Source organism: Microbacterium sp. AB, from assembly GCF_032878875.1.
GTDB classification, from domain to species: Bacteria; Actinomycetota; Actinomycetes; order Actinomycetales; family Microbacteriaceae; genus Microbacterium; species Microbacterium betulae.
On sequence record NZ_CP118157.1, the window covers coordinates 377,282 to 388,898 of the forward strand.

The 11,617-nt window shown below is 72.0% G+C and carries 11 protein-coding genes; 4 read left to right on the plus strand and 7 right to left on the minus strand.

Going from position 1 to position 11,617, the window contains the following annotated elements:
* Nucleotides 1-182 precede the first annotated feature (182 nt).
* Nucleotides 183-1,022 carry an SDR family oxidoreductase gene (locus N8K70_RS01730; RefSeq protein ID WP_317139893.1) on the plus strand — a complete coding sequence of 280 codons (840 nt, stop codon included), beginning with the start codon at nt 183-185 and terminating at the stop codon, nt 1,020-1,022.
* Between the two features lie 61 nt (nt 1,023-1,083).
* Here the strand turns inward: N8K70_RS01730 and N8K70_RS01735 are convergent, their stop codons facing one another.
* The 5 genes from N8K70_RS01735 to N8K70_RS01755 are packed head-to-tail and all read right to left on the minus strand — an operon-like array spanning nt 1,084 to nt 5,902.
* Nucleotides 1,084-2,196: an adenosine deaminase family protein gene (locus N8K70_RS01735; protein WP_317139894.1), complete on the minus strand. Its 1,113-nt coding sequence runs from the start codon at nt 2,194-2,196 to the stop codon at nt 1,084-1,086.
* Nucleotides 2,193-3,266: an ABC transporter substrate-binding protein gene (locus N8K70_RS01740; RefSeq protein WP_317139895.1), complete on the minus strand. Its 1,074-nt coding sequence runs from the start codon at nt 3,264-3,266 to the stop codon at nt 2,193-2,195. Before N8K70_RS01740 ends, N8K70_RS01735 begins: the two co-directional genes overlap by 4 nt.
* 25 nt (nt 3,267-3,291) lie before the next feature.
* Nucleotides 3,292-4,287, minus strand: a complete 996-nt coding sequence (locus tag N8K70_RS01745; RefSeq protein ID WP_317139896.1) for an ABC transporter ATP-binding protein — start codon at nt 4,285-4,287, stop codon at nt 3,292-3,294.
* Nucleotides 4,284-5,081 (minus strand): ABC transporter permease, encoded by a 798-nt coding sequence (locus N8K70_RS01750; protein WP_317139897.1) that lies wholly within the window; start codon nt 5,079-5,081, stop codon nt 4,284-4,286. The genes N8K70_RS01745 and N8K70_RS01750 overlap by 4 nt, the downstream gene beginning before the upstream one ends.
* Nucleotides 5,078-5,902, minus strand: coding sequence for an ABC transporter permease (locus N8K70_RS01755; RefSeq protein ID WP_317139898.1), 825 nt, complete (start codon nt 5,900-5,902; stop codon nt 5,078-5,080). Before N8K70_RS01755 ends, N8K70_RS01750 begins: the two co-directional genes overlap by 4 nt.
* Nucleotides 5,903-6,060: 158 nt before the next feature.
* On the opposite strand from N8K70_RS01755, the gene N8K70_RS01760 reads away from it, so the two are divergent.
* Nucleotides 6,061-7,008 (plus strand): LacI family DNA-binding transcriptional regulator, encoded by a 948-nt coding sequence (locus tag N8K70_RS01760; RefSeq protein ID WP_317139899.1) that lies wholly within the window; start codon nt 6,061-6,063, stop codon nt 7,006-7,008.
* 153 nt (nt 7,009-7,161) lie between these two features.
* Here N8K70_RS01760 and N8K70_RS01765 read toward each other — a convergent pair whose 3' ends face one another.
* Nucleotides 7,162-7,887 carry an aminoglycoside 3'-phosphotransferase gene (locus tag N8K70_RS01765; RefSeq protein WP_317139900.1) on the minus strand — a complete coding sequence of 242 codons (726 nt, stop codon included), beginning with the start codon at nt 7,885-7,887 and terminating at the stop codon, nt 7,162-7,164.
* Between the two features lie 112 nt (nt 7,888-7,999).
* Here N8K70_RS01765 and N8K70_RS01770 point away from each other — a divergent pair, with 112 nt between their 5' ends.
* Both N8K70_RS01770 and rlmN read left to right on the plus strand, forming a co-directional pair.
* The gene (locus tag N8K70_RS01770) at nt 8,000-8,317 is read left to right on the plus strand and encodes a heavy-metal-associated domain-containing protein (RefSeq protein ID WP_317139901.1); all 318 of its coding nucleotides are present in this window, start codon (nt 8,000-8,002) and stop codon (nt 8,315-8,317) included.
* Between the two features lie 161 nt (nt 8,318-8,478).
* A complete protein-coding gene (rlmN, locus tag N8K70_RS01775) occupies nt 8,479-9,720 on the plus strand; it encodes a 23S rRNA (adenine(2503)-C(2))-methyltransferase RlmN (RefSeq protein WP_317139902.1) in 1,242 nt (413 codons plus the stop codon).
* 22 nt (nt 9,721-9,742) lie between these two features.
* Here the strand turns inward: rlmN and N8K70_RS01780 are convergent, their stop codons facing one another.
* Nucleotides 9,743-11,356: an L-lactate permease gene (locus N8K70_RS01780; protein ID WP_317139903.1), complete on the minus strand. Its 1,614-nt coding sequence runs from the start codon at nt 11,354-11,356 to the stop codon at nt 9,743-9,745.
* Between the last annotated feature and the right edge of the window lie 261 nt (nt 11,357-11,617).

Genomic DNA, 11,617 nt, shown 5'->3' on the forward strand with positions numbered 1-11,617 from the left:
CGCGACCGAGAGGGGGCGGTCCTCCTCGTCGAGCACGATCTGACGCAGCGTGACGCCGATGCTCGCGACGAGCCGAAGGGAGGGATTGTGCGCGTCCGCCAAGAAGTTTGACCGCCGCCCGGGGATGCGGTGGAGGATGGTCGGGCGTGCATCCGCGCGCCGAGACGTTCGAAGGAGAGCGGATGATCCCCGACGGTTCCCTCGCAGGTCGCACGATCCTCATGTCGGGCGGCAGCCGCGGCATCGGCCTCGCGATCGCGCTGCGTGCCGCGCGCGACGGCGCGAACGTCGCCCTGCTCGCGAAGACCGACACGCCCCATCCGAAGCTCGAGGGAACGATCCACACGGCGGCGGAGGCCATCCGCGAGGCCGGTGGACAGGCGCTCGCCATCGTCGGCGACGTCCGCGACGACGACGCGATCGCCCAGGCCGTGCTCCAGACGGTGGGCGCCTTCGGGGGCGTGGACGTCGTCGTGAACAACGCGAGCGTCATCGACCTGTCGGGGTCGGAGGACCTGAGCGCCAAGAGGTACGACCTCATGCAGGACGTCAACGTGCGCGGCGCGTTCATGCTCAGCCGCGCCGCCATCCCGGCGCTCCGCGAGAGCGCGAACCCGCACATCCTGTCGCTCTCGCCGCCCCTCAACGCCACCCCGCGGTGGCTCGGCGCGCATCCCGGATACAGCCTGGCGAAGTTCGGGATGACGATGGCCACGCTGGGGCTCGCGGCCGAGCTCGCGGACGCGGGGATCGCGGCGAACGCGCTGTGGCCGAAGACCCTCATCGCGACCGCAGCCGTGCGGAACGTCATCGGCGGCGAGACCATGATGGCTCGCAGCCGGAAGCCGGAGATCTACGCCGACGCCGCGCACGTCGTGCTCACGCAGCCCGCGCGGTCGCTCACCGGACGTACGCTCCTGGTCGAGGACGTCCTCGACCGGGCGGGCGTGACCGACCTCTCGGGCTACGCCGCCGTGCCGGGCACGCCCGACGCGGACCTCATCCCCGACGTGTTCCTGTAGGCGTCGGCGAACCGCCTCGCGGTCGTCGGCGGTCCTCCGCGCGGGCCGCGCGGAGGACGCCTCACACCAGGCCGAACTCCGCGTCCAGTGCGGCGATCTCGGCGGCGACCTCGGCGCGCAGCGCGGTGCGCTCTGCCTCCGGAAGCCACGACGCGTCGACGGCGCGCAGCGCCATGGCGCTCATCTGGGCGTGCGTCGCGCCGATCCGCTCGTTCAGGATCGTGTACTCGTTCGCGAGCGTCGTGGGGAACATGCCGGGGTCGTCCGAGCACGGGACGACCCCGAGCCCGGCGTCGAGCATGGCGCGGATGGAGGCGCGACGCCATGGGCGCCACGAGCGGCGCGAGGTCGTCGACCCGACCGTGAAGGTCACGCCCTCGTCGCGGACACGCGCGACGACCTCGGGGTCCTCGAGCACGTAGTAGCCGTGGTCGATGCGGTCGCAGCCGAGCACGTCGAGGCACGTGACCGTGTTCTGCGCGCTCGGCGCGTGCTCCGAGGAATGCGCCGTGCGTCCCAGGCCCGCCTCGCCCGCGAGCCGGTAGGCGTCGGCGAACCGCTCGGGCGGCCCCGCCGTCTCGAGGTTGTCGAGGCCGATGCCCGCGACGTACTCGTGCGGGTTGTCGACGACCTCGCGGACGCGCGCGAGCGCCTCCTCGCCGCTCTTCGAGCGGTCGATGCCCTTGATCATCCGACCCGTCATGCCGAAGTCGCGCTCGGCCATCCGGATGCCCTCCGCGTACGCCTCGACGCTTCCCGCATAGCCGAGCGACGCCAGGTGCCCGGGGACGTCGTCGAAGAAGAGCTCCAGATGACGCACGTTGCTCGTGCGGTGCGCGTCCTCGAACGCCTCGTACACGATGCGCGTGAGGTCGTCGGCGTCGCGGAGCGTCTCGATGACCCACCTCGACGCCTGGAAGAGCGAGTACGACACGTCGGGCTCGTCGGCCGAGCGGCCCTGGGGCACGGGGACGACCGTGTCGCGGTAGAGCGCGGGATCGGGCGGCAGCGAGTTGATGTCGGCGAAGATGCGCTCGGGCTCGTCGGGCAGGTCGAGCCCCTCGCGCCGGGCGAGCTCGGCGAACGTCGTCGCCCTCACCGCGCCGATGAGATGGCAGTGCAGCTCGACCTTGGGGAGCCTCTCGATCCAGTCCGACGGGACGGCCCCCGTCACTGGGCCGTCACCTCGCGCGCGAAGCGGTCGACCCACTCGCTGCGCGTCGGGACGAGCTCCGTCGGGTCGAGCGTCTCGTAGCCGGCCGCCACGGGGTCGGCGGCGATGTCGCCGACGACGGCCGTGATCTCCTCCGGGATCTCGGCGCCGGGGTTCACGGGCAGATCGCCCACGATCGCGGCCGAGGAGGTCTGCGCCTCGACGCCGAGGAGGTAGTCGATGAACTGCTGGGCGGCATCCACGTTCGCCGCTCCCGTCGGGACCATCGCGCGGTTCGTCGCCATGTACGCTCCCGTGGCCGGGGCGGTCCACGCCACGGGCTCGCCCGAGGCGACGAGGTCGGTCGCGAAGCCGTTGAGCGAGTCGGCCGCGACGATCTCGCCCTGCGTGATGAGGTTCGTCACCTCGGTCGAGGAGCTGTAGAACTGCAGGATGCTCGGCGCCCACCCGCCCATCGTCGAGAACGCCGTGTCGACGTCGTAGGGGCCGTCGCCGTAGGTCGCCGCGACGCCGCTGATCGCGAGCTGGCCCGCCGTCACGGAGATGTCGGGCAGCGCGAGCCGGCCGGCGTACGCGTCGTCGGCGTACAGGTCCCAGCTCGCGGCCTCGTCGGCCGAGAGCTCGTCCGTTCGGTACAGCGTCCCGTTCAGCTGGTAGCTGTAGGCGGGGCCGAGGTAGGCGTCCTCGGTCGCGAAGCCCGCGATCTCGGAGAGGCTCGGCACCGCGTCGGCGTCGACCTGCTGGAACAGGTCGTCCTCCTGGCCGAGAGCGGCGTAGTAGTCGCTGATGAGCATGACGTCGACGCCGGGGTCCTCCCCGCCGGAGAGCTGCAGCTGCGAGAGGCGGTCGGCGTTGGAGCCGGTGTCGACCTCGACGGCGATGCCGGTGGCCTCCGTGAACGGGTCGATCACCGCCTCCTGGAACTGCTCGGCGCCGAACGGGAAGGTGCTGACGACGAGCGTGTCGGCGTCGGCGGCGTCGCCGCCGGACGCCGAGCAGCCGGCGAGGGCGACGGCGCCGATGACGGCGCCGGAGGCGAGCCCGATGGCCCGGACGGGGATGTGGCGCATGATGAGGTCCTTTCGAGGGGGTGCTTCAGTCGGCGAGCGCGACGAGGCGGGAGGCGGGAGCCGTGACCGTGACGCGGTCGCCGGGGGAGACGTGGGGCGCGCCGTCGGAGCGGATGTCGGAGAGGAGCCGCGTCTCGCCCTCCGCGTCGCGCGCGGCGACCGTGATGAGCAGGTCGACGCCGCGGTAGGCGACGTCGGTCACGGTGCCCTCGACAGCGAGCCCCTCGCCCCTCTCGACGGCGCCGGCGACGACGGACACGTGCTCGGGACGCACGGTGACGAGGCCGGCGGGCGTCCGCACGAAGTTCTCGTAGCCGAGGAAGTCGGCGACGAACCGGTCGGCGGGGGCGCCGAAGACCTCGGACGGCGCGCCCTGCTGCATGATCCTGCCCGCGCGCATGAGCACCATCTCGTCGCTCATCTCCAGCGCCTCGTCCTGATCGTGCGTGACGAGCACGACGGTGAGGCCCGTCTCCGCCTGGATGCGGCGGATCTCGGCGCGCATCTGCACGCGCAGGCGGGCGTCGAGGTTCGACAGGGGCTCGTCGAGCAGGAGGAGCTTGGGGCGGACGGCGACGGCTCGGGCGAGCGCGACACGCTGCTGCTGGCCGCCAGAGAGAGCCCGCGGCCTGCGCGAGGCGAGGTGCTCGAGGCCGACGAGCTCGAGGCTCTCGGCCACGCGTGCCGCGCGATCCGCCTTCGAGACGCCGCGCAGCTTGAGCCCGTAGCCCACGTTGTCGGCGACGGTCATGTGGGGGAAGAGCGCGTACGACTGGAAGACCATGCCGAGCCCGCGCTTCTCGGGCGGCGTCGTCGTGGCGTCGACGCCGTCGATGAGGATGCGTCCGGACGTCGGGCGGGTGTACCCGGCGAGCATGCGGAGCGACGTCGTCTTGCCGCATCCCGACGGGCCGAGGAGGGTCGTGAGCTTGCCGGACGGGATCGACAGGTCGATGTCGTCGACGGCGGTGACCTCCCCGAACACCTGGCTGACGGAGACGAACTGGGCAGCGGCGTTCATCGGTTGATGCCTCCGAAGATCTTGGCGAAGCCGACCGTGCGCTCGGCGATGACGGCGATGACGACGGTGGCCGCGAGGATGAGGGTGGAGGTGGCGGCCACCATCGGGTCGTAGCTCTGCTGCACGTAGTCGAGCATCGTGATCGGCAGGGTCTGGGTCGTGCGGCTCTGCAGGAGGAGCGAGAGGGGCACGTTGTTGAACGAGGTGATGAAGCTCAGCAGCGCCGCGGAGAAGATGCCCGGCCGCAGCACGGGGAGCGTGATCGTCCAGAACGTGCGCAGCGGCGACGCCCCGAGCCCGCGTGCGGCCTCCTCGAGGGCGGGGTCGGCGCCGGCGAGCGCCGCGCCCGTCACGCGCACGGCGTAGGGGAGGAGCAGGGCCGTGTGGCCGATGAGGAGGACGGGCCCGTTGTCGAGGCGGAACGTCACGATGAGCTGCTGGAAGAGCGCCAGCCCCACGACGAGCTCGGGGACGATGAGCGGGGACAGGAAGAGGGCCTCGACGACGCCCTTGCCCGGCAGCCTCCCGCGATGGATGGCGAGGGTCGCGGGCACGCCCACGAGCAGCGCGAGGAACGTCGCGAGGACGGCGATCTCGGCGCTCGTGACGAGCGAGCCGATGAACGGCTGGTAGGAGAGCGCCTCGCCGAACCACCGCAGCGACAGGCCCTCCGGCGGGAAGCGGAGCGTGCTCCCTCCCGTGAACGCGGTGGCGACCACGAAGAGGATCGGCACGATCATGATGATGTAGCCGGCCACTGCGAGCGCGGTGGCGACGGGGCGGCGGGTGCTCACGAGGTCGCCCCCTTCCTGCCCACGACGGTCGACACCGCGGAGACGGCGAACACGAGGATCGTCATGATGAGCGCGGTCGCCGAGGCGCTCGCCCAGTCGACCGTGACGCTGGAGTACGAGAACAGCTGGGTCGAGAGCATCCGGTTGCCCGAGCCGCCCAGCAGGTACGGCGTCGTGTAGGCCGTGACGGCCCCGGCGAACACGAGGGTCGCGGCCACGACGACGCCGGGCAGCGAGAGCGGGAGGACGACGTCCCAGAACGTGCGCGTGCGCGAGGCGCCGAGCCCCCGTGCGGCGTCGTCGAGGCCGGCGTCGACCTGCGAGACCGCGGAGTAGCACGTGATGACCGCGAGCGGCAGGAACAGCTGGGTGAGGCCGAGCACGATCGCGAGCGGCGTGTAGAGCAGCTGCGGCGCCTGGTCCACGATGCCCAGGCCCACGAGCAGCTGGCCGATGGCGCCGTTCGATCCGAGCACGACGAGCCAGCCGAAGGTCCGGACGACGTTGCTGAGCAGCAGCGGGAAGATGGCCAGCGCGAGGAAGACGCCGGACCAGCGCGACGTCGACCGTGCGAGCAGGTAGGCGATGGGGAAGCCGAGACCCACGCAGATCGCCGTGACGATGAGGCCGAGCAGGAGCGTCCGCCCGATGATGGCGAGGTCGTACGGATCGGTGAGCATCTCGCCGAAGCGCGCGAAGATGTCGGGCGTCGCCGTGCCGGGCGGCGAGAAGAGCATCGCGAGCGACGGCACGAGGAAGCCGATGAGCAGGAACGCGAGCCCTGGGAGCAGCAGGAGCGCGGGCGTGAGGCGGGATCTCATCGCAGCCTCCAGGATCGATCGTGAGAATGTAACCGGTTGCATGACACGCTACGACGCACGATGATACGAGTGCCAACCAGCGGTGTAAACATCCTGTTACAAACGCCTGAAACCGGTTCCAAGCCGCGCGTTAGGATGGCGGAGGACAGGGGGTGCGGATGGCCACGATCGCCGATGTCGCGACGCTCGCCGGGGTCTCGAAGGCGACGGCGTCGCGGGCGTTCTCGCGGCCGGAGATGGTGTCGCCCGCCACCGCGCAGCGTGTGCGCGACGCGGCCGGCAAGCTCGGCTTCGTCGTCAACAACACCGCGCGGCTGCTCGCCGGGGGCCGCACGGGCGTCATCGCCCTCGTGGTCCCGACCCTCGACAACAGCTTCTTCACGCCGATCATCGGCGGGGCCCAGGCGCGCGCCGACGCGGCCGGCTTCCAGCTCACCGTCGTCGTGCATCCCCTCGAGCGCACGGGCGAGCTGGCGGCCTTCGAGCGCCTGTCGCGGCAGGTCGACGGCTTCATCGTCGTCGCCCCCCGCGGCACGGACGACCTCGTCGTGACCGCGGGCGGGAGCAAGCCGTCGGTGCTCGTCGACAGGGAGATCGACGGGGTGACGTCCGTCGTCGCGGACACCGCGTCGGCCTTCGGCTCCCTCGCCGAGCGCTTCGTCCGCGACGGCCATGAACGACTCGTGTACGTCGGCGGGCCCGAGGGCTCATGGCAGGACGCGCAGCGCACGGCCGCCGTGCGCGCCGCGGCCGAGGCGCTCGGCGCGCGGCTGGGCGTCGTCGGCCCCCACCCGTCCACGTTCGCCGCCGGCGTCGCAGCGGCGGCCGACGTCCGCCGTCACGATCCCACCGCCGTCATCCCCTACGCGACGGCCATCGGCCTCGGCATCCAGTACGCGTACCTCGCCGACGGCGCGAAGCCCCCCGTCGTCAGCTCCGAACGGGCGATCGTCGAGGCGCTCGGCCTGCGCGGGGTGCCCGCCATCGACGTCGACGGGCAGGAGCTCGGGCGGCTGGCCGCCGAGCTCGTCATCGCCCGCATCGCCGACCCGGCCACGCCTCCCGCGCAGTCGCGGCTGGTCGTCCCCGTCGACTGGGGCGCATGAGGCGGCGCGCTCCGCGACGCCGGGCACAACGCAGGAGATCTGCTCGCCGGTGAAGGTCGTATCCGCGCAGACACGCGGGCGTGGTCGTCGCGCGTCGCCGAATCTCCTGCGTCGTGCTCGGGGCGCCGGGCGCGGGGCGCGGGTAAGCGTCCGCTACGTCGCGTTCCAGAGGTCGCGGTAGTACGCGATCCGCTCCTCGTCCGGCGCGACCCCGTAGGCCGCGACGAGGGCGCCCTCCCAGCCGGGCCCGTAGTTCCACGCCGTGCTCATCGCGGCGACCGCGATGTCCGCCCAGCGGTCGCCGACGCCGAGCGCGCCGAGGTCGACGTGGCCCGACCACCGCCCGTCGTCGCCGATGAGCGTGTTGGGGCAGCACGCGTCGCCGTGGCAGACGACGAGCCGGTCGACGGGTGGATGGTCCCGGAGCCGGTCGGGCACGCGGATGCCCCGCTCCCCGGCGGCGGCGATGCGGTCGGGCACACGCCACGACCACGGGCATCCGTCGACGGGCAGCCTCTCATGGAGCGCGCGCAGCCCTTCCCCCACGGCGCGGACGGCCGTCGCGGGGTCGTCGAGCCAGCGCGCGGACACCGCGCTCTCGCCGTCGAGCGCCTCCGTGACGAGCCACTCGTGCGTGGGGTCCGTCCCGCCCGCGAGCACGCGCGGCACGCGCAGCCATCGCCCGGCCCACGCGAGCCGCTCGGCCTCGGCGGCCATGCTCGTCTCGGCGTCGTGCGGGCCCCACTTGATGAAGCGGCCGTCGTCCGTGCGGAAGGTGAGCCCGCCGATGCCGTTCCGCCAGACGGGCTCGAGCCGGGCTCCGTCCGCGAGCGCCCGCACGCGCTCGGGCACGACGACATCGGCGGCGGGCATGCTCATCCCGCCATCCTGCCCGGTTCGCCCGTGTTTGACGAGGATACCCTAGGGGGGTACCCTCGTCGGGACCGAACGGATGCGCCCGGGTGCTCCGGACAACGAGAGGACGTCAGCCATGACCATCGAACGAGTCGAGCTCGGAGTGAAGGACACCTCCGCCGGATGCGCGTGCTGTGCCGCCCCGACGCAGCAGGACGCCCCCGCGGAGACCGCGTCGGCGTCGGAGGACGTCGTCCTCGTGGAGGGCATGACCTGCGGGCACTGCGTCTCGAGCGTCACCGAGGAGCTCACCGCGGTCGAGGGCGTCGAGGGCGTCGAGGTCGATCTCGTCGCCGGCGGGGTCTCGACGGTCACCATCCGCCGGTCCGGCCCGCTGGCCCGCGACGCCGTCGAGGAGGCGGTCCGGGAGGCCGGATACTCCGTCGCTCGCTGAGCGGCGGCGCGGGGGTCGCTCGCTGAGCGCGGCGTCGAAGGAGGGGTCGACGAGATGGCCGACGTCGTCCTGGGGAAGGACGACGACGTCGATGCTGGGGTCGTCGCTCTCGCCGCCCCGGCACCAGCGGCCTCGCAGGCCCCACCCCCTACGCTGGAGGCATGACCGAGAGCCCCGAACGCCCGACGAACACCGGTGTCCGTCAGGTGCGCCCGCGCACCGAGGGCTGGCGGCAGCAGAAGGACGCCACGGGCCGGCCGCTGCTGCAGTTCGCGAGCCCCCAGCGCGGGAAGCCCCCCGTGCACCTCGCCGACCTCACGCCCGACGAGCGCGTGGCGAAGGTGACCGAGCTCGGCCTCCCGGCTTTCCGGGCCAAGCAGATCGCCAAGCACTACTTCACGCACCACACGAGCGACCCCGCGGACATGACGGATCTGCCGGCCGAGGGCCGGGAGGAGCTCGTCGCCGGTCTCCTCCCGCCGCTGCTCACCGAGGTGCGACGCCTGCAGACCGACGGCGGCGACACCATCAAGTTCCTCTGGAAGCTGCACGACGGCGCCCTCGTCGAGTCGGTGCTCATGCGCTATCCCGGCCGCATCACCCTCTGCGTCTCGTCGCAGGCGGGCTGCGGCATGAACTGCCCCTTCTGCGCGACGGGCCAGGCGGGCCTCACCCGCAACATGTCCGCCGCGGAGATCGTCGAGCAGATCGTGCGCGCGAACCGGGCCATCGCGTCGGGCGAGCTCGGCGGCAAGAAGGCGGACGACCACAGCGCCGAGCGCGTGTCGAACATCGTCTTCATGGGGATGGGCGAGCCGCTCGCCAACTACAACCGCGTCATGCAGGCGGTGCGCGTCATGGTCGACAAGAAGGAGGGTCTCGGGATGAGCGCCCGCGGCATCACGGTGTCGACCGTCGGGCTCGTGCCGGCGATCCGGAAGCTCGCCGCCGAGGCCATCCCCGTCACGTTCGCGCTCTCCCTGCACGCGCCCGACGACGAGCTGCGCGACGAGCTCATCCCGATCAACTCGCGCTGGAAGGTCGACGAGGCGCTCGACGCCGCGCGCGCCTACTTCGAGGCGACGGGGCGCCGCGTCTCGATCGAGTACGCCCTCATCCGCGACATGAACGACCATCCGTGGCGCGCCGACCTCCTCGCCGAGAAGCTCAACGCGCGCGGGCGCGGCTGGGTGCACGTCAATCCCATCCCGCTGAACCCCACCCCGGGGTCGGTGTGGGACGCCTCCGAGCGCTCCGTGCAGAACGAGTTCGTCCGGCGCCTCAACGACGCGGGCGTCCCCACGACGATCCGCGACACGCGAGGCAAGGAGATCGACGGCGCCTGCGGCCAGCTCGTCGCGACGGAGGACGACGAGACGGCCGCGGAGGCGGTCACGGCCTGATCGCGCCGTTCGCCGACGATCCCTACGCGGGGACGACGAGCGAGAGCAGCATCACCCAGACGCACATCCCGCCGAGCATCGCGAGGCTGTAGCCGATCGACGTCCGCAGGATCTCGCCCTCGCGGCCCGAGAGCCCCACAGACCCCGCGGCGATCGCGATCGACTGCGGCGAGACGATCTTCGCCACGGCGCCCCCGGCCGTGTTCGCCGCGACGAGCAGCGTCGGGTCGACGCCGATCCCGTCGGCCGTGATGTGCTGGAGCGCCGCGAACAGCGTGTTGTTGTTGACGACGGATCCCGTGACGAACACGCCGAACCACCCGATGACGGGGGAGAGCAGCGGGAAGAGCACCCCCACGGCGGCGAGCGCGTTGCCGATGGAGGCCGATCCGCCGGAGTAGTTGGCGACGTTCGCCACGACGAGGACGAGCGCGATGAGCGCGATCGGCTTCCACAGCATCCGCACGGTCGCCTCGAGCTCCTCGAGGAGCTGCGTCCTCGAGAGCTGCGGGGTCGTGAAGAAGGTGATGAGCACGGCGAGCAGGATCGCGGTCCCCGTCGCGCCGATCGGGCTGAACGTCCACACCGCGCTCGACGCCTCCTCCGCGCCCGCCGGCACGACGACGCCCGTGATGCCGGGGATGGGCACGGACAAGACGGTGCCGGAGAGGGCTCCGCCCTCCGCGAAGAGGGCCTTCGACCAGGGGACGCTCCACGCGAAGACGACGGCGGTGAGGATGTAGAAGGGGCTCCACGCGACGACCACGTCACGGAAGCCCTGTCTCTCGGGCTCCGCGGCGACCCCGCCGTCCTCGCGGTAGATGTGAGAGGGCTTCCAGACGCGCCCCACCGCGAAGACCACGACCATCGCCGTGAGGCCCGGGAGGATGTCGGCGAGCTCGGGGCCGAGGAACACCAGGACGCCGGCCTGCACGATGCTGTAGCCGAGCGACACGGCGAGCGTCATGGGCCACGTCTCGCGCAGGCCCCGCCGCCCGTCGAGGATCGCGACGAGGACGAACGGCACGACGAGCGCGAGCAGCTGCAGCACGACGATCATGAAGACGCTGAGATCGGCCAGATCGACGTCGCCGACCTGCGCGCCCACGATGACGGGGATGCCGATGGCGCCGTACGCGCCCGCGGCGACGTTGGCGACGAGCGAGAGCATCGCCGCCTTGACGGGGCCGAAGCCCAGCTGCACGAGCAGGGCCGCGCAGATCGCGATGGGGACGCCGAACCCCGCCGCTCCCTCGAGGAACGCCCCGAACGCGAAGGTGATGAGGAGCACCTGGATGCGCTGATCGGGGGAGACGCCCGAGATGGACGCCCGGATGATGTCGAATCGTCCGCTCGCGACGGCCAGCCGATACAGCCACACGGCCATGACGATGATGTAGGCGATCGGCCAGATCGCCGTCAGCACGCCGAGCAGCCCCGCTCCCGCGATCGACGCCGCCGGCATGCCGAACGGCCAGAGCGCGACGATCACCTGCAGGACGACGGCGACGATGCCCGCCGTGACGCCCGTCATCCGGAACACCGTGAGGCACAGGAGGAAAGCGAGGATGGGGATCGCGGCGATCAGCGCCGAGAGCCACAGCTGCCCGGTCGGGGCGATGCTCTGTTCCCACATGCGATGACCTCCGATTCGACGGCGAGGCTCACGCTAAGGGCACGGGCGCACCCGTGTCCAAAAGACGGACGTCCCGGCGTGGCGGCCGGGCGTCGAGATCCTCGCCCGGCGGAAGTCGGAAGGTGACGGCAGGGTGCGTGTCCTCCGCCGCGCTGGGGTAATATCTGCGGTGCTGTCCGCCTCCTCCGACCGGTCGTCTGCGACGAGGCGGAAGAGGGCGACGGGGGTCCCGAAGACCCGCCGCCCCGTGCTGCCTCACCC

Bases quoted from the DNA above. Each gene is read 5' to 3' on its own strand.
- N8K70_RS01730 (WP_317139893.1), top strand. From the start codon at position 183: ATGATCCCCGACGGTTCCCTCGCAGGTCGCACGATCCTCATGTCGGGC.
- N8K70_RS01740 (WP_317139895.1), bottom strand. From the start codon at position 3,266: ATGCGCCACATCCCCGTCCGGGCCATCGGGCTCGCCTCCGGCGCCGTC.
- N8K70_RS01745 (WP_317139896.1), bottom strand. From the start codon at position 4,287: ATGAACGCCGCTGCCCAGTTCGTCTCCGTCAGCCAGGTGTTCGGGGAG.
- N8K70_RS01755 (WP_317139898.1), bottom strand. From the start codon at position 5,902: ATGAGATCCCGCCTCACGCCCGCGCTCCTGCTGCTCCCAGGGCTCGCG.
- N8K70_RS01760 (WP_317139899.1), top strand. From the start codon at position 6,061: ATGGCCACGATCGCCGATGTCGCGACGCTCGCCGGGGTCTCGAAGGCG.
- N8K70_RS01765 (WP_317139900.1), bottom strand. From the start codon at position 7,887: ATGAGCATGCCCGCCGCCGATGTCGTCGTGCCCGAGCGCGTGCGGGCG.
- N8K70_RS01770 (WP_317139901.1), top strand. From the start codon at position 8,000: ATGACCATCGAACGAGTCGAGCTCGGAGTGAAGGACACCTCCGCCGGA.
- rlmN (WP_317139902.1), top strand. From the start codon at position 8,479: ATGACCGAGAGCCCCGAACGCCCGACGAACACCGGTGTCCGTCAGGTG.
- N8K70_RS01780 (WP_317139903.1), bottom strand. From the start codon at position 11,356: ATGTGGGAACAGAGCATCGCCCCGACCGGGCAGCTGTGGCTCTCGGCG.